The 18511-nt window shown below is 75.4% G+C and carries 3 protein-coding genes and 1 pseudogene; all 4 read right to left on the bottom strand.

What is annotated here, in order from left to right:
* Positions 1 to 48: 48 nt before the first annotated feature.
* The gene (locus LG634_RS26140; protein WP_226736932.1) at positions 49 to 3171 is read right to left on the bottom strand and encodes a type I polyketide synthase; all 3123 of its coding nucleotides are present in this window, start codon (positions 3169 to 3171) and stop codon (positions 49 to 51) included.
* Between the two features lie 5 nt (positions 3172 to 3176).
* On the bottom strand, positions 3177 to 9761 hold the full coding sequence (locus tag LG634_RS26135; protein ID WP_226736930.1) for a type I polyketide synthase: 6585 nt from the start codon (positions 9759 to 9761) through the stop codon (positions 3177 to 3179).
* A gap of 13 nt (positions 9762 to 9774) precedes the next feature.
* Positions 9775 to 15237 (bottom strand): annotated as a pseudogene (locus LG634_RS26130) (type I polyketide synthase); the annotation flags it as partial.
* Positions 15238 to 15358: 121 nt separating this feature from the next.
* Positions 15359 to 18460 carry a type I polyketide synthase gene (locus tag LG634_RS26125; RefSeq protein ID WP_226736926.1) on the bottom strand — a complete coding sequence of 1034 codons (3102 nt, stop codon included), beginning with the start codon at positions 18458 to 18460 and terminating at the stop codon, positions 15359 to 15361.
* Between the last annotated feature and the right edge of the window lie 51 nt (positions 18461 to 18511).

Genomic DNA, 18511 nt, shown 5'->3' with positions numbered 1-18511 from the left:
ACGCCCGGCGGGACATCGGCTCCGGGCGGCGGGCCGCCCGGAGCGGGTTCACCTGGCTCCGGCGCCGGCCATCGAGGTGACGACGTAGCCGGCGATGCGGCGCGGCGACGGGTGCTTGAGCACCACGTTGGCCCGCAGCTTGAGGCCGGTGGAGGCGGTGAGGCGCTTGCTCAGCTCGACCGACAGCAGCGAGTCGAAGCCGATCTCCTTGAACTCGGTGTCGGGGTTCAGGGAGGCGCTGGAGGAGTGGCCGAGGACGACCGCGACCTTCTCCAGGACGTGCTCCAGGACGAGGGCTTCGGCCGCGTCCCCGGTGAGGGCGGCGACCCGCTCGGACAGCGGGGCGAGGTCCTCGGCGGGGGCCTGCCCGGCGGTCGGCACCTCGGCCGCCTGCGCGGCGGTCTGCGCGGAGCTGAGCCAGTACCGGGTCTGCTGGAACGCGTACGTCGGCAGGTCGACCCGGGGGCGGTCGCCGAGCAGGGCGTCCCAGGCGACGGAGCCGCCGCGGACGTGCAGCTGGGCCAGCGAGCCGAGGACGGACTCCACCTCGTCGCGATCGCGCCTCGAGGAGGACAGGACCAGCGCCTCGGGAAGGTCCTCGACGATGTCCTGGACCGGGACGGTGAGCACCGGGTGCGGGCTCATCTCGGCGAACACCGTGAATCCGTCGGCGGCCAGGCGCCGCACGGAGGTCTCGAAGGCGACCTTCCGGCGCAGGTTCTCGTACCAGTACGCGCCGTCGAGGCGGGCGGTGTCGATCACCTCTCCGTGCAGCGTCGAGTAGAACGGCAGCGCCGAGGACTGCGGGCTGAGGTCGGCCAGGGCGGCGAGGACCTTCTCGCGGACCGGGGTCACGTGGTGCGAGTGCGAGGCGTAGTCCACCTTGATGCGGCGGGCCTGGACGCCGTCGGCCTTCACCTTCTCGACGAACGCGTCGAGGGCGTCCGGCTCGCCGGAGACGACCACCGAGCGGGGGCCGTTGACGACGGCGATGCCCAGCCCGCCGGCGTCGCCCCAGGCGGCGAGCCGCTCGGTGACGGCGGCCTCGGACTCGGCGACCGAGGCCATCCCGCCGTGGCCGATGACGTCGGTCAGGGCCTGGCTGCGCAGCGAGACGACCTTGGCGGCGTCGCGCAGCGACAGGGCGCCGCAGACGTGGGCGGCGGCGATCTCGCCCTGGCTGTGCCCGATGACGGCGCCGGGCTCGACGCCCCAGGAGCGCCACAGGGCGGCCAGCGAGACCATCACCGCGAACAGGGCGGGCTGGACGACGTCGACGCGGTCCAGGGACGGGGCGCCTTCGGCCCCGTGGATCACGTCCAGCAGCGACCAGTCGTTCCACTCGGCGAGGGCGGCGTCGCAGGCGTCGAGGCTTGCGGCGAACACCGGGAAGGCGGCGTACAGCTGCCGGCCCATGCCCGCCCACTGGGAGCCCTGGCCGGGGAACATGAAGGCGGTGCCGCCGGGCTTGCCGGCGGTGCCGGTGACGACGGCGGGCGACTCGGCGCCGGCTCCGAGGGCCGCCAGGCCGGCCAGCAGCTCGTCCTGGGTGCGGCCGAGGACGACCGCGCGGTGGTCGAACCGGGAGCGGTCCGACAGCAGCGAGGCGCCGACGGCGGCGAGGTCGGCCTGCGGGGCGGCGGCGGCGAACGTGCGGAGCTTGTCGGCCTGCCGGCGGACGGCGGCGGCGTTCTTGCCGGACAGCACCCAGGGCACCAGCCCGCCGACGGTGCCGGCGTCGGGCGCGGGGGCGGCGGCCGGCTCCTCGGGGGCCTCTTCGAGGATGATGTGCGCGTTGGTGCCGCTGACGCCGAACGAGGAGACGCCGGCCCGGCGCGGGCCGTCGGGGCGGGTCCACTCGCGGCCCTCGGCGAGGAGTTCGACGCCGCCGGCGGCCCAGTCGACGTGCCGGGAGGGCGCGTCGACGTGCAGGGTCTTGGGCAGGTGGCCGTGGCGCATGGCCATGACGGTCTTGATGACGCCGCCGACGCCGGCGGCGGCCTGGGCGTGCCCCATGTTCGACTTGAGGGAGCCCAGCCACAGCGGGCGGCCCTCGGGCCGGTCCTTGCCGTAGGTGGCGAGCAGGGCGCCGGCCTCGATGGGGTCGCCGAGGGTGGTGCCGGTGCCGTGCGCCTCGACCAGGTCGACCTCGGCGGCGGCGACGCCCGCGTTGGCGAGGGCCCGCCGGATCACCTTCTCCTGGGCGCGGCCGTTGGGGGCGGTCAGGCCGTTGGAGGCGCCGTCCTGGTTGACGGCGGAGCCTCGGACGACGGCGAGGACGGGGTGGCCGTTGCGGCGGGCGTCGGACAGCCGCTCCAGCAGGAGGACGCCGACGCCCTCGGCCCAGCCGGTGCCGTTGGCGCCGTCGGCGAAGGCCTTGCAGCGGCCGTCGGCGGACAGGGCGCCCTGGCGGGCGAACTCGACGAAGGCGGCGGGCGAGGACATCACCAGCGCGCCGCCGGCCAGGGCCAGGGAGCACTCGCCGGAGCGCAGCGACTGGACGGCCATGTGGAGGGCGACCAGCGAGGAGGAGCAGGCGGTGTCGACGGAGACGGCCGGGCCGGTGAGGCCCAGCTCGTAGGCGACGCGGCCGGAGGCGACGCTGAGGGAGCTGCCGTACAGCAGGTAGCCCTCCAGCTCGCTCTGGCCGGCCTCCAGGAAACGCCAGCCGTACTCGGTGTTGCTGACGCCGGAGAAGACGCCGACCTCGTCGCCGCGGACGTCGGCGGGGACGATGCCGGCCCGCTCGAACGCCTCCCACGAGGTCTGCAGCAGCAGGCGCTGCTGCGGGTCGGTGGCGAGGGCCTCGCGGGGGCTGATGCCGAAGAACTCGGCGTCGAAGTCCGCGACGCCCTCCAGGAAGCCGCCCTGGCGGACGTAGGCGCTGCCGACGGCCTCCGGGTCCGGGTCGTACACGTCGCGCCAGCCGCGGTCCGCGGGGAAGTCGCCGACGACGTCCCGGCCGGTGCTGACGACGTCCCACAGGTCCTCGGGCGAGGCGACGCCGCCGGGGTAGCGGCAGGCCATGGAGACGATGGCGATGGGCTCGCCGCGGCCGGCCTTCAGGGAGTCGTTCTCCTGGCGCAGCCGGTCGCGCTCCTCCAGCAGGGTGCGCAGCGCCCGCTGGACCCGGTCCGCGCCCTCCGCCGTCTGATCCGCGGAGTTCGTCATGTCAGTTACCTCTTCTCATCCAGAGCCAGGTCGAGCAGCGCGTCGAGGTCCATGTCCGACAGTCCGTCCGCGGCGGTGTCCGCGTCCGCGGCGGGGCCGTCGGCCTCGGGGGCGGACGGGGCGGCGCACGCGAGCACCAGGTCCAGGAGGCCGGCGCTGCGCAGGCTGTCGATCGAGATGTTCCGCAGCACTTCGCGGATCTCAGCGTCGCCGTCCGCACTCGCGTCCTGCTCGGGGCGCAGCAGGCCGAGCAGGTGGAGGCCCAGCTCGTGGGGGGTGGGGTAGCTGAAGACGAGCGTGGACGGCAGCCGCAGTCCGGTCGCGGCGGCCAGCCGGTTGCAGAGTTCGACCGAGGTGAGCGAGTCGAATCCGAGGGTGGTGAAGGCGAGTTCGGGGTCGACGGCCGCGCCGGACGGGTGGCCGAGGACGATCGCGACCTGGTCGCGGATCCACTCCAGGGCGGCGGCCTCGGCCTCGTCGGCGGGCAGGGCGGCCAGCCGGGCGGCGATGGCGATGCCGCCGCCGTCCTGGGCGCCGGCGGCCCGGCTGCGGCGGGGGCGGCCGCCTTCGGCGAGACCGCGCATCAGCAGGGGCAGTTCGTCGGCGGGCCGGCTGCGCAGCCCGGCGACGTCGACGCGGGCCGGGACGAGGACCGCCCGGTCGGAGGTGACGGCCGTGTCGAACAGGCCGAGGGCCTCGTCGGTGGGCATCGCCTCGATGCCCATCCGGCGCAGGCGGTTGAAGTCGGCCTGGTCGAGTTCGCCGGTCATGCCGCTGCTCTGCGCCCACCAGCCCCAGCACAGCGAGCTGCCGGGCAGGCCGGCCGCCCGGCGCCGGACGGCGAGGCCGTCGAGGAAGCCGTTGGCGGCGGCGTAGTTGGCCTGGCCGCCGGTGCCGACGGTGCCGGCGAGGGCGGAGAACTGGACGAACGCGGACAGCGGCAGGTCGCGGGTCAGCTCGTGCAGGACGAGGGCACCGCCGGCCTTGGCGCGCAGCACGTGGTCGATGCTCTCGGGGGTCATCGACTCGACGGTGCCGTCGGCGAGGACGCCGGCCGCGTGCACGACGGCGGTCAGCGGGTGGCCGGCCGGCATGTCGGCGAGCAGGGCCGCGACGGCGTCGCGGTCGGCGATGTCGAGGGCGGCGACGCGGACGGCTGCGCCGGCCGCTTCGAGGTCGGCGACCAGTTCGGGGACGCCGGCGGCGGCGGTGCCGCTGCGGCTGGCGAGGACCAGGCTGCGGACGCCGTGCTCGGCGACGAGGTGGCGGGCGACGAGGGAGCCGACGCCGCCGGTGCCGCCGGTGACGAGCACGGTGCCGCCGCCGAAGCCGCTGCCGAGGTCGAAGACGAGCTTGCCGACGTGGCGGCCCTGGCTCATCTCGCGGAAGGTGCTGCGGGCGTCGCGGATGCTGCGCACGGAGACCGGGGTGAGCCGGACGCCGCCGTCGGCGAACAGGGCCATGACCTCGCGGAACATGGCCTGGAGGGCCTCGGGGCCGGCCGAGCCGTAGAGGTCGAAGGCCTCGTAGTCGACGCCGGGGTGGCCGTCGGCGATCTGCTGCGGGTCGCGGATGTCGGTCTTGCCCATCTCGATGAACTTGCCGCCCCCGGGGAGCAGCTTCAGCGAGGCGTCGACGAAGGTGTGCGCGAGGGAGTTGAGGACGACGTCCACGCCGGTGCCGCCGGTGGTGGCGAGGAACTTCTCGACGAAGTCCAGGTCGCGGGAGGAAGCCAGGTGGTCCTCGGCGAGGCCCATGGCGCGCAGGGCCGGCCACTTGGCGGGGCTGGCGGTGGCGTAGATCTCGGCGCCCGCCTGCCGGGCCAGCTGGACGGCGGCGGTGCCGACGCCGCCGGCGGCCGCGTGGATGAGGATCCGCTGGCCCTTCTGCAGCTTGTGGACGTGGAAGAGGGCGTAGTACGCGGTGAGGAAGGTGCTCGGCATGGACGCCGCTTCGGCGTAGCTCCAGTCCTCGGGGAACGTCGTCACCAGGCGGTGGTCGGCGATGGCCGTGCGGGCGAAGGAGCCGGGGAAGATACCGGTGACGCGGTCGCCGGGGGCGACGGAGGTGACGTCGTCGGCGACCTCCAGGACGAGGCCGGCGCCTTCACTGCCGAGGCCGTCGTCGAAGGCCGTGCGGTCGATCAGGCCGAGGGCGATGGTGACGTCGCGGAAGTTGAGGCCGGCGGCCTCGACGGCGATGCGGACCTGGCCGGGCTGCAGCGGCGCCTCGACCTCGGGGCACGGCACCCAGGTGAGGTTCTGCAGGGTGCCAGCCTGCGGGATGGCGAGCCGGTGGGCGCCGTCGGCGGGCAGGTCGAGCTGCTGGTCCGAGGGCGCGGCCGGGGCCAGCCGCGGGACGAGGGCGGCGCCGCCGCGCAGCGCCAGCTGGTCCTCGGCGAGGGCGAGGGCCTCGGGCAGGGCGGCGCGGGAGGCCGTGTCGCCGTCGGTGTCGAGGAGGCGGAACCGGCCGGGGTGCTCGGTCTGCGCGGAGCGGACCAGGCCCCAGACGGAGGCGCCGGGCAGGCTCTCGACGGTGTCGCCGGCGCCGGCGGGCTGGGCCCGGCGGGTGAGGACGACGAGGGTGGACGCGGCGAGCCGGTCCTCGGCGAGGAACTGCTGGACCTGCGCGAGGACGTGCTTGGCGGCGCCGGCGACGGCGGTCAGCGGGTCGGCTGCGGCGTCGGTGCCGTGGGCGGTGCCTTCGGTGGTGTCGTCGAGGACGAGCACCAGGTGCGCGGGGGCCTCGCCGGCGGCGAGGGCCGCGTCGAGGGAGGCGTGCACCGGGGCGCCGCCGGCGGTCTCGGCGATCGTGCCGGCCTGGCCTTCGGCCGCGCCGATCAGGGCCCAGTCGGCGGTGGCGGCGGGCTCGGCCTGCGGGGCCGGGCGCCAGTCGAGCACGTACAGCGGGCGGTCCTGGGCGCCGCGGGCGGCGCGCACCTGCTCGGCGCTGGCCGGGCGGAAGGTGAGCGCGTCGACGTGGGCGAGCTTGCGGCCCTGCTCGTCGGCGATGGCGAGGGAGACGACGCCTTCGCCGGCGGGGGTGAGCCGGACCCGGACGGTGGGGCCGCAGGGCGCGGCGAGGGTGACGCCGGACCAGGAGAACGGCATCCAGCCCTGGTCGCCGGTGACGGTGATGACGCCGCCGGCGACGACCGCGTGCAGCACGGTGTCGATGAGCGCCGGGTGCAGGGCGAAGCCGCCGTCGGCGCCGTCGGGCAGGGTGGCGAGGGCGAACAGGTCGTCGCCCTGCTGCCAGACCTCGCGCAGGCCGCGGAAGAGCGGTCCGTAGTCGAAGCCGCCGTCGGCGAGGGAGTCGTAGAGGCCGTCGAAGGGGATCTGCCGGGCGCCGGCCGGCGGCCAGGCGGCCAGGGCGCGGGTGTCGGCGGCCCAGTCGGCGGACTGCGGGGCGGTGGGCGCCAGGTTGCCCATGGCGTGCCGGGTCCAGCCGGCCGGGGCGTCCCCGGTGTCGGCGGCGGGGCGCGAGTACACGTCGAGGGAGCGGCGGCCGGTCTCGTCCTCGGCGCCGACGACGACGCGCACCTGTACGTCGCCGGTGTCGGGGAGGATCAGCGGGACTTCGAGGGACAGTTCCTCGACGGTGCCGGTGCCGGCCTGCTCGCCGGCCCACAGCGCCAGGTCCATGTAGGCGGTGGCGGGGACGACGACGGAGTCGAAGACGGTGTGGTCGGCGATCCACTCGTGGGTGCGCAGCGACCACAGGCCGGTCAGGACGGTCTCGCCGGTGCCGGGGTGGTCGACGGCGGCGCCGAGCAGCGGGTGGCCGGGGGCGTCGAGGCCGGCGGCGGACACGTCGCCGGCGCCGGTGCCCGCGAAGAAGTCCATCCAGTAGCGCTGGCGCTGGAAGGCGTACGTCGGGAGGTCCACGGCCGGCTGGGTGCCGTGGAGGGCGGCCCAGTCGACGGAGCCGCCGCGGACGTGGAGCTCGGCGAGCGCGCCGGCCAGGCCCTCGGCGATGCCGCGGTCGCGGCGCGCGGAGGCGACGACGACGGCGTCGTGGATGCCCTCGCCGGCGAACGCGTCCTTGACCAGGCCGGCCAGGGTGGGGCCGGGGCCGACTTCCAGGAACACCTGCGAGCCGGCGGTACGGGCGCGGTCGACGGCCTCGTAGAAGCGGACGGGTGCGCGGACGTGGCTGATCCAGTGCGCGGCGGAGGTGAGGTCCGCGAGAGTGGCCTCGTGGCCCAGCAGGGTGGAGACGATCGGGATGGTCAGCTCGCCGCCGGCCGGGAAGGCGGGCAGCGCGGCCTCGAACTCCGCGAGGATCGGGTCCATCAGCGGGGAGTGGAAGGCGTGGTCGACCGGGAGCAGCTTGGCGGAGCGGCCGTCGGCGACGAGCCGGTCGCGCAGGTCGTGGACCTCGTCGCGCAGGCCGGAGACGACGACGGACTCGGGGCCGTTGACGGCGGCGATGCCGACCCGGGTGTAGCCGCCGAGCAGGGCGGTGACCTCGGTCTCGGAGGCGCGGACGGCCAGCATGGCGCCGCGCTCGGTGACGGCCTGCATGGCGCGGCCGCGGGCGGCGACGATGCGGGTGGCGGTGTCGAGGCCGAAGGCGCCGGAGACGTGGGCGGCGGCGATCTCGCCGACGGAGTGGCCGATGAGGCGGTCCGGCTGCGGGGCGTAGCGGGTCAGGGTGCGGTAGAGGGCGACCTGGAGGGCGAACAGCGCGGGCTGCATGACGTCCGTGCGGTCGCTGCCCTCGGGGGCGTCGGCGAGCAGCAGCGGCTTCAGCGCGAACGGCAGGTGCGCGTCGAAGTGGCCGCAGACCTCGTCGAGGGCCTCGGCGAACACCGGGAAGGTGTCGTAGAGGTCGCGGGCGACGCCGGTCCACTTGGCGCCCTGGCCGGGGAACATGAAGACGGTGCCGCCGGGGCTGCTCTCGGTGCCGCGGACCACGGCCGGCGACTCGGCGCCGTCGGCGAGGGTCTTGAGTGCGGCGAGCAGGTCGTCGTGGCTGCGGCCGAGGACGACGGCGCGCTGCTCGAAGGAGGCGCGGCTGCCGGTGAGGGCGGCGGCGATGGCGGCGGGGGCGTCCGGCGCGGCGGCGGCGAACGCGTGCAGCCGGGCGGCCTGGGCGCGCAGGGCGCTCTCGGAGCGGCCGGACAGCACCCAGGACACGAGGCCGCGGGCGCCGGCGGGCGCCGGCTCGGGGGCGTCGGCGGGCTCGGCGGGCTCGGGGGCCTGCTCGAGGATGACGTGGGCGTTGGTGCCGCTGGCGCCGAACGCGGACACGCCGGCGCGGCGCGGGCGGCCGTCGGGGGTGGTCCACTTCCGGGCTTCGGTGAGGAGTTCGACCTCGCCGGCCGTCCAGTCGACGTGCGTGGACGGCTGGTCGACGTGCAGGGTCTTCGGCATCACGCCGTGCTGCATCGCCATGATGGTCTTGATGACGCCGCCGACGCCGGCGGCGGCCTGGCTGTGGCCGATGTTCGACTTGAGGGAGCCCAGCCACAGCGGGCTGCCCGGCTCGCGCTCCTTGCCGTAGGTGGCCAGCAGGGCCTGCGCCTCGATGGGGTCGCCGAGGGTGGTGCCGGTGCCGTGCGCCTCGACCATGTCGACGTCGCCGGCCTGGACCTTGGCGTTGGCGAGGGCGGCGCGGATGACGCGCTGCTGGGCGGGGCCGCTGGGGGCGGTCAGGCCGTTGGAGGCGCCGTCCTGGTTGATGGCGGAGCCGCGGATGACGGCCCAGACCTTGCGGCCGTTGCGGACGGCGTCGGAGAGCCGCTCCAGGACGAGCATGCCGACGCCCTCGGAGAAGCCGGTGCCGTCGGCGGCGTCGGCGAACGCCTTGCAGCGGCCGTCGGTGGCGAGGCCGCGCTGGCGGGCGAACTCGCGGTAGACCTGCGGCATCGCCATGACGGTGACGCCGCCGGCGAGCGCGAGGCCGCACTCGCCCTGGCGCAGCGACTGGACGGCCTGGTGGACCGTCACGAGGGAGGAGGAGCAGGCGGTGTCGGTGGACACGGCCGGGCCCTCCAGGCCCAGGGCGTACGAGACGCGGCCGGACGCCACGCTGAGCAGCGAGCCGATCTGGGCGTAGCCGGAGATGTTCTCGGGCGTCTGCCGGTGGTTGCCGTACCCGAAGTAGGCGACGCCGGCGAAGACGCCGGTGTTGCTGCCGCGCAGGGTGTGCGGGTCGATGCCGGCGCGCTCCAGGGACTCCCAGGAGGTTTCCAGGAGCAGCCGGTGCTGCGGGTCGGAGGCGACGGCCTCGCGCGGGTTGATCTCGAAGAACTCGGCGTCGAAGTCGCCGGCGTCGTAGAGGAAGCCGCCGGTGCGGGTGTAGCAGCTGCCGGGGCGCTCGCCGGAGGGGTCGTACAGGTCGTCGAGGTCCCAGTGGCGGTCGTCGGGGAAGTCCGAGACGACGTCCGCGCCCGCCTCGACGAGGTCCCAGAGGGCTTCGGGGGTGGCCGCGCCGCCGGGGAAGCGGCAGGCGACGCCGACCACGGCGATGGGCTCGGAGGCGGCGTCCGTCACCTCCTTGAGGCGCTTGCGGGTGTCGAGCAGCTCGATCGACGTGCGCCTCAGGTACTCGAGGACGTCGGCGTTGTTGTCGTTGGTGGTCATCGGTCGGTCTCCCCTAGCCGAGCTCTTTGTCCAGCAGCGAGAGCAGGTCTGCTGCCGATGCCGAACTGATCTGGTCGACGATGCCGACCGGAGACCCGGCGCTCGCCATGGAACGGACTCGGCCTTGCAGCTCGCCGAGCAGGGTGGAAATGGTGTTCTGTTCCTCGTCCGCGAGCTGTCGGAACGCGTCCTCCAGCCGGGCGCCGAGTCCTTCGATCTCCTTGGCCAGGTGGGCTGCCGGGGACTCGGGGGCGGCGGATTCGGGGGTGATGCCCGCGGTGAGGAACTGGGCGAGGGCGCTCGGGTTCGGGTGGTCGAAGACGAGCGTGGCGGGCAGCTTGAGGCCGGTGACGGCCGACAGCTTGTTGCGCAGTTCCAGCGCGGTGAGCGAGTCGATCCCGAGCTTCTTGAAGGTGGCCGCGGGGCCGATCTTCGTGGTGTCGGGGTGGCCGAGGACGGCGGCGGTCTGGGCCCGGATGGCGTCCAGGAGCAGGGCTTCGGCCTCCTCCGGGGTGACCGTGCGCAGCTTCTGCGCGAGGCCGTCGTCGGCGGCGGGGCCGCCGGTGCCGGCGGCGGGGGCGGTCAGGGTGCGCAGCAGCGGCGAGGTGGCGCCGGGTGCGGTGGCGTCGAGGCGGGCCGGGACGAGGACCGGGTCGTCGAGCGAGACGGCCAGGTCGAAGAGGGCGAGGCCCTCCGCCGAGGCGAGCGGTATGACGCCCTGGCGGCGCAGCCGGACCACGTCGGTGTCGCCGATGTCGGCGACCATCTCGCTGCGTTCGGCCCAGAAGCCCCAGCACAGTGCGGTGGCCGGGAGGCCTTCGGCGTGCCGGGCCTCGGCGAGGCCGTTGAGGAAGCCGTTGGCTGCGGCGTAGTTGGCCTGGCCGGCGGTGCCGACCACGCTCGCGATGGACGAGAACAGCACGAAGGCGGACAGGTCCAGGCCGCGGGTCAGCTCGTGGAGGTGCCAGGCGCCGTTCGCCTTGGCGGCGAGGACGGTGCCGATCTGCTCCTCGGTGAGGGCTTCCACGACGCCGTCGGCGAGTGCGCCGGCGCAGTGGACGACCGCGGTGAGCGGGTGGCCGGCCGGTACGGCGTCCAGCAGGGCGGCGACGGCGGCGCGGTCGGCGACGTCGCAGGCGGTGATGTCGACGTGGGCGCCGGCGGCGGTCAGTTCCTCCTGCAGGCCGGCGGCAGCCGGGGCGGCGAGGCCGCGGCGGCTGGTCAGCAGCAGGCGGCGGACGCCGTGCCGGGTGACGAGGTGGCGGGCCAGCATGGCGCCGAGGCCGCTGGTGCCGCCGGTGATCAGGACGGTGCCGTCGCCGAGGGCGGGGATGCCGTCGCCGGCGTCGGCGCGGGTCAGGCCCGGGACGGCGCTCTGGCCGGCGCGGATCCGGAGCTGGGCTTCGCCGGTGGCGGCGGCCGCCGGGAGGGCGGCCCAGGAGGCGGGGGTGCCGTCGGTGTCGACGAGTGCGAAGCGGCCCGGGTTCTCGGTCTGCGCGGTGCGGACGAAGCCCCAGACGGCGGCGGCCGCGGGGTCGGCGGGGCCGGCGTCGCCGATGGCGCCGCGGGTCGCGAAGACCAGGCGGGAGCCGTCGAACCGGTCCTCGGCGAGCCAGTCCTGCGTCAGGTGCAGCACCCGGTGCAGGGCCTGCTCGACGCGGGTGGGCGTGTCGGCGCCGGCTTCGATGACGAGACCGTCGAGGCCGTCGAGGCCGTCGAGGCCGTCGAGGCCGGTGACGACGACCGGCGGGACGTCGGTGCCGGCGGCGGCGAGTTCCTTGAGGCCGGCGTGGACGTCGGCGCCCTGGCCGAGGGTGGCGGCGGTCGTCCCGGGGCTGCCGAGGACGGCGTAGCGGCCGGCTTCGGCGGTGGCCGCGAGCGGCTGCCAGTCGAAGCGGAACAGGGCGTCGCGGTGGTCGAAGCCGAGGGCGGTGAGCCGGTCGGCGTCGGCGGGCCGCAGGGTCAGCGAGGCGACGGAGCCGACGGGCGCGCCGTTCTGGTCGGCGAGGGTCAGCGACAGCGTGTCGTCGCCGGCGGGCGCGAGGCGCACCCGCAGGGCGGCCGGTTCGGCGGCCGTGACCCTGACGCCGGTGAAGCGGTACGGCAGCAGGCTTTCGGCCGGGTCGCCGAGGCCGGCCGGGAGCAGGGCGGCGTGCAGCAGCGCCGGGTGGATGCGGTAGCTGCCGGCGGAGCCGTCGGCGGCGGGCAGTTCGGCTTCGGCGAACAGGACGTCGCCCTGCCGCCAGGCCTGCCGCAGGCCGCGGAACAGCGGGCCGTGGGTGAGGCCGAGGCCGGCCAGGCGGGCGTACGCGTCGTCCGCGGGGACGGGAGTGGCGCCGGCCGGCGGCCAGGCGGTGAGGCGTTCGGCGGCGGGCGCGGCGGTGGCGGCGGTGCCGACGACGCCGACGGCGTTGCGGGTCCACTCGGTGTCGCCGGCGGCGCGGGAGTGGATGCTGACGACGCTCTTGGCGTCGACGGCGACGCGGATCTCGCGGTCGCCGGTGCGGGAGAGCACCAGCGGGTTCTCCAGGGTGAGTTCCTCGACGACCTCGCCGCCGGCCTTGTGTGCGGCCCACAGGGCCAGCTCCAGCAGGGCGGTGGCGGGTACGAGGACGGCGCCGTGCACGACGTGCTCGGCGAGCCAGGGCTGCCGCTCGGTGGACAGCCGTCCGCTGCCGGCCACGCCGCCGAGTCCGCCGTCCTGCGGCAGGTCGACGACGGCGTCGAGCAGCGGGTGGTCGGAGGAGCCGGCGGTGGTGGTCTCGTGCGGGGCGTCCAGCCAGTAGCGCTGCCGCTGGAAGGCGTACGTCGGCAGGTCGGCGGCCGGGGTCCCGGCGGGGAACAGGGCGGCCCAGTCGACGGCGGCGCCGGCCGTGAAGGCCTCGGCGGCCGACTGCTGGAAGCGGGCGAGGCTGCCGTCGTGGCGGCGCAGGGTGCCGACGGCGGTGGCCTCGGTGCCGGCGCTGTCGAGGGTCTGCTCGATGCCGAGGGTCAGCACCGGGTGGGCGGACGCCTCGACGAAGAAGCGGAAGCCCTGCGCGGCGAGGGCGCGGGTGGCCTCCTCGAAGCGGACCGTCTGGCGCAGGTTGGTGTACCAGTAGGCGCCGTCCATGACGGTGGTGTCGAGCCAGTCGGCGGTGACGGTGGAGAAGAACGGCACCTCGGAGGTGCGCGGCGTGAGGCCGGCGAGGACGCGGCGCAGTTCGCCTTCGATGGCCTCGACGTGGGCGGAGTGCGAGGCGTAGTCGACGGGGACGCGGCGGGCGCGGACCTCGTCGGCCTCGCAGCCGGCGAGGAGGGCGTCGAGTTCGGCGACGTCGCCGGAGACGACGACGGAGGAGGGGCCGTTGACGGCGGCGATGGACAGGCCGTCGGTGAGGCGGGCGCGGACGGCGTCGGCGGGCAGCGCGACGGAGACCATGCCGCCGAGTCCGGACAGCGCCAGGATGGCCTGGGAGCGCAGGGCGACGACCTTGGCGGCGTCCTCGATGGTGAGGGCGCCGGCCACGCAGGCGGCGGCGATCTCGCCCTGCGAGTGGCCGACGACGGCCGCGGGCTCGACGCCGTACGAGCGCCAGAGCTCGGCGAGGGAGACCATGGTGGCCCACAGCACGGGCTGGACGACGTCGACCCGCTCCAGGGCGTCGGAGTCGGCGAGGACCTCGCGCAGGTCCCAGTCGACGTGCGGGGCGAGGGCGTCGGCGCACTCCTGCATGCGGCGGGCGAACACCGGGTGGGTGTCCCACAGTTCGCGGCCCATGCCGGTCCACTGGGAGCCCTGGCCGGGGAAGACGAACACGGTCTTGCCGACGGGCCTGGCGGTGCCGGTGACGACGCGGGCGCCGCTGCCGGTGTCGCCGGAGACGGCGGCGTCGAGGGCGGCGAGGAGTTCCTCGCGGTTGCCGCCGACGACCACCTGGCGGTGCTCGAACAGGGCGCGGGAGGTGACCAGGGCGCGGCCGACAGCGGCGGGGGTGAGGTCCGGTCCGGCGGCGACCGCGTCGCGCAGCCGGGCGGTCTGGGCGCGCAGTGCCTCGGCGGACTTCGCGGACAGGATCCACGGCAGGGCCGCGGGGGTGTCCTGCGCGGCCGGCGCGGGGGCGGGCTCGGAGGGCTCGGGGGCCTGTTCGAGGATGACGTGGGCGTTGGTGCCGCTGATGCCGAAGGCGGAGACGCCGGCCCGGCGCGGGCGGTCCTCGGGGGTGGTCCACTCCCGGGCTTCGGTGAGGAGTTCGACGGCGCCGGTGCTCCAGTCGACGTGCGAGGAGGGCGCGTCGACGTGCAGGGTCTTCGGCAGGACGCCGTGCCGCAGCGCCATGATCATCTTGATCATGCCGCCGATGCCGGCCGCGGCCTGCATGTGGCCCACGTTCGACTTCAGCGAGCCGAGCCACAGCGGGCCGCCGGTGCCCCGGTCCTGGCCGTAGGTGGCGAGCAGCGCCTCGGCTTCGAGGGGGTCGCCGAGGCGGGTGCCGGTGCCGTGCGCCTCGACGGCGTCGACGTCGGGGGTGCGCAGGCCGGCGTCGGCGAGGGCGGCCCGGATGACGCGGCGCTGGGCGAGCTCGTTCGGGGCGGACAGGCCGTTGGAGGCGCCGTCCTGGTTGGTGGCGGAGCCGCGGATGACGGCCCAGATCCTGCGGCCGTTGCGGAGGGCGTCGGAGAGGCGTTCCAGGACGATGACGCCGGCGCCTTCGGAGAAGCCGGTGCCGTCGGCGGCCTCGGCGAACGCCTTGCAGCGGGCGTCGTCGGACAGGCCGCGCTGGCGGCCCATCTCGACGAGCAGGCCGGGCGTCGGCATCGCGGACACGCCGCCGGCCAGCGCCAGGGTGCACTCGCCGGAGCGCAGCGAGCGGACCGCCTGGTGGACGGTGACCAGCGAGGACGAGCAGGCGGTGTCGGTGGAGATCGCCGGGCCGTCCAGGCCGAGGACGTACGAGACGCGGCCGGAGGCTACGCTGGGGAGGGTGCCGGTGAGGGAGAAGCCCTCGACCTCGGCGGCGGCGCCGCCGCCCATGCGGGGGCCGTAGTCGACGGTGTAGACGCCGGTGAACACGCCGGTGTCGGTGCCGCGCAGGGCGGCCGGGTCGATGCCCGCCCGCTCCAGCGCCTCCCACGAGGTCTCCAGCATCAGCCGCTGCTGCGGGTCCATCGCCAGCGCCTCGCGCGGGCTGATGCCGAAGAACGGGGCGTCGAACTCGGCGAGGTCGTGCAGGAACCCGCCGGAGCGCGTGTTCGTCGTCCCGGGCGTCTCGGGGTCCGCGGAGTACAGGGACTCGAGGTCCCAGCCGCGGTCCTGCGGGAACTCGGTGATCGCGTCCACGCCTCCGGAGACGAGACTCCACAGTCCTTCGGGGGAGGTCACCCCGCCGGGGAAGCGACACCCCACACCCACGACCGCGATCGGCTCGCGAGCGGACTCCTCCAGCTCCCGCACCCGCTCGCGCAGGTCCTGCGCGTCGCCGACGGCGCGTCGCAGATAGGACCGGAGCTTGTCGACATCCTCCACCAGGGCCTCCCCCAACAGTTGCTTCGAAGAACAGGTGTGGCTGGGCCGTCTCTCGGATCCCGCCGGTCAGGCAGGATCCGGAAGGGACGGCCTACATGTAGCCGCGGTCGATGAGCGCGTAGAGATCGTCATCGGTGCGGCTTTCCAGGTTTTCGGGGTGTGCGTCCACCGCCGGCTCCGGCGCGGTCTCCTCCTCCTGCTGCGGTGCGAGCAGGGCGAAGACGTGGCGGGCGAGCGCCTGCGGAGTGGGGTAGGTGAACGCGACGGTCGCCGGCAGCCGTACGCCGGCGGCGGTGGCGAGCCGGTTGCGCAGGGCCACGGCCATCGACGAGTCGAACCCGAGGACCTTGAAGGTCTCGGCCGCCCGCAGTTCGAGGTCGCCGCCGGTGAGGTTCGCGTCCTTCTCGTTCATCAGGGCGGCGGTCTCGGCGCACACCAGGACCAGGGCCTCGGCCTCGGAGGCCGGGGCGGTGTCCGGGCGGCCCGCGTCGGCGGCGGCGCTCTCGGCGGCCGGTACGGGGGTGTCCCCGGAGGCCGTCAGCCAGTACCGCTGCCGCTGGAACGGGTACGTCGGCAGGGCGATGCGGCGCGGCCGGGCGGCGGCGAACACCGGCTTCCAGTTCACCGGGACGCCGCGCACGTGCAGTTCGGCCAGGGACGCGAGGACCTTGCCCGCGCTGCCGTCGCGCCGGTTGAGGGTGCCCACCACGACGGGCGGGGCGGCCAGCCGGTCGGCGGCCTCCTCCATCGCGACCTGGAGCACGGGGTGCGGGCTGACCTCGACGAACACGCCGCCGTGGTCGTTCATGAGCCCCTCGACGACCTCGCCGAAGCGGACCATCGAGCGCAGGTTGTCGTACCAGTACGAGGCGTCCAGGGCGCGGGTGTCGAGCAGGCCGCCGGTGACGGTGGAGTAGAACTTCACCGCCGCCTCGCGGGGCCGGACGGCCTCGGTGTCGGCGAGCAGCCGCTCGCGGATCCGCTCCACGTGGTGGGAGTGCGAGGCGTAGTCCACCTTGACCCGGCGGACCCGGATGCCCTCGGCGCCGGCCGCGGCGGCGAACTCGTCGAGGGCCGCGTCGTCGCCGGCGATCACCACGGACGCCGGGCCGTTGACGACGGCCACCGAGAGCCGGCCCGCCCACTGCGCGAGGCGCTCCTCGACCTGGTCGGCGGGGGCGGCGACGGCGCTCATGCCGCCGCCGAGGTCCGCCATGCCGATGAGGGCCCGGCTACGCAGGGCGACGATCCGGGCGGCGTCGGCGAGCGAGAGGGCGCCGGAGACGCAGGCGGCGGCGATCTCGCCCTGCGAGTGGCCGATGACCGCGTCGGGGACGACGCCGAGCGAGCGCCAGACCTGGGCGAGGGAGACCATCATCGAGAACAGGGCGGGCTGGACGACGTCCACCCGCTCCAGCGAGGCGGCGTCCTCCGCACCGGTCAGCACGTCCACGAGCGACCAGTCGGTGTACGGCGCCAGGGCCTCGGCGCACTCGTCGACGGCGCGGGCGAACACCTCGGACTCGGCGTACAGCTGCCGTCCCATGCCGAGCCACTGCGAGCCCTGGCCGGGGAAGACGAAGACGACGGGGCCGGTGGGGGCGCCGGCGGTGCCGCGGACGGCCTGCGCGGAGTCGCCTCCGGAGGCGACCAGGGCGAGGCCGGCGAGGGATTCCTCGCGGCTGCCGCCCAGCACCACCGCGCGGTGGTCGAAGAGCTGCCGGGTCGCGGCCAGCGAGTGGCCGATGTCGGCGGCGGACGCGGCGTGCGCGGGGGATTCGGCGGCCAGCAGGTCGCGCAGGCGGACGGCCTGCTCGCGCAGGGCGGCCGGGGAGCGGCCGGAGAGCACCCACGGCACGACGGCGGGCGCGGCGGCCGTGGCGTCGCCGGGGGTTTCGGCGGCCGCGGCGGGGGCCTGTTCGAGGATGACGTGGGCGTTGGTGCCGCCCATGCCGAAGGCGGAGACGCCGGCGCGGCGCGGTCCGCCGGCGGTGCCCTCCCAGGGGCGGGCGGCGCGGACGACCTCGAAGTCCTCGTGGAAGTTCGGGATGTGCGGGTTCGGGGCCCGGAAGTTGAGGCTCGGGACGAGGCGGCCGCGGTCGATGCACAGGGCCGTCTTGACGAAGCCGACCAGGCCGGCGGCCGGCTCCAGGTGGCCGACGTTGGTCTTCGCGGAGCCGATCGCGAGGGGGCGGCTGCGGCCGGTCTCGCGGAACACCTCGCGCAGGCCGGCGATCTCGGCGGGGTCGCCCATGCGGGTGCCGGTGCCGTGCGCCTCGACGTAGTCGACGCTGTCGAACGAAACGTTTCCGCGGGCCAGGGCGGCCAGCACGGCGGCGGCCTGCCCGGCGGGGCTCGGGTCGGGCATCCGGGTGGTGGAGCCGCCGCTGCCGACGCCCCAGCCGCGCACCACGGCGTACACGTGGTCGCCGTCGGCGAGGGCCTGGTCGAGCCGCTTGAGGACGACGAACGCGCCACCCTCGCCGCGGGCGAACCCGTTGGCCCGCTCGTCGAAGGTGTAGCTGACGCCCTCGGGCGACAGGGCGCCGAGGTTCGCCAGGCCGCTGCCGCCCTCGGGGTCGACGATCAGGTGGATGCCGCCGGCGATGGCCATGTCGACGGCGCCGCTGCTGATCCGGTCGCAGGTCAGCGCGAGGGAGACGAGCGAGGAGGACTGGCCGGAGTCGGCGCAGAAGCTCATGCCGCGGGCGTCGAACAGCGCCGAGATGCGGTTGGCGATCAGGGCGCCGCTGGAGCCGAGGGCCGCGTAGTGGTCGTCGCGGTCGCTGCCGGACAGCTTGCGCAGCAGGTCGTAGCCGGAGGGGCCGGAGCCGACGACCACGTCGACGAGGCGGCCGGCGAGCGCGCCCGCGGGGATGCGGGCGTCCTCGACGGCCTCCCAGGCCAGCTCCAGGCCGAGCCGCTGGACGGGGTCCATGGCGGCGGCCTCGGCCGGTCCGGTGCCGAAGAACTCGGCGTCGAAGGTGTCGACGGCGTCGAAGTACGAGCCGGCGGCGAGGGTGTCCGCGTCCGGGTGCGCGGTGTACCGGGACCCGGGTGCCCGGTCCTTCGGGAACGTCCCGACGGTCGACTCCCCGTCGACCAGCAGGCGCCAGAAGTCGTCCAGGCCGTCCACGCCGGGGAACCGGCACGACATCCCGATGACGGCAATATCGGCGGCTGCGCCACTCATACGAATTCCTTCCGGTTCCCTCGGCATATGGCAGGTGCGGGCGGCGCGGAC

Origin of the sequence: Streptomyces bambusae (assembly GCF_020532645.1) — a bacterium.
Lineage (GTDB): Bacteria > Actinomycetota > Actinomycetes > Streptomycetales > Streptomycetaceae > Streptomyces > Streptomyces bambusae.
The sequence above is the reverse complement of the archived record's forward strand: the minus strand, read 5'-3'. Positions and strand labels throughout refer to the sequence as shown.

Excerpts from the sequence above, each read along its gene's own strand:
- LG634_RS26140 (WP_226736932.1), bottom strand. The coding sequence starts at position 3,171 with ATGACGAACTCCGCGGATCAGACGGCGGAGGGCGCGGACCGGGTCCAG.
- LG634_RS26135 (WP_226736930.1), bottom strand. The coding sequence starts at position 9,761 with ATGACCACCAACGACAACAACGCCGACGTCCTCGAGTACCTGAGGCGC.
- LG634_RS26125 (WP_226736926.1), bottom strand. The coding sequence starts at position 18,460 with ATGAGTGGCGCAGCCGCCGATATTGCCGTCATCGGGATGTCGTGCCGG.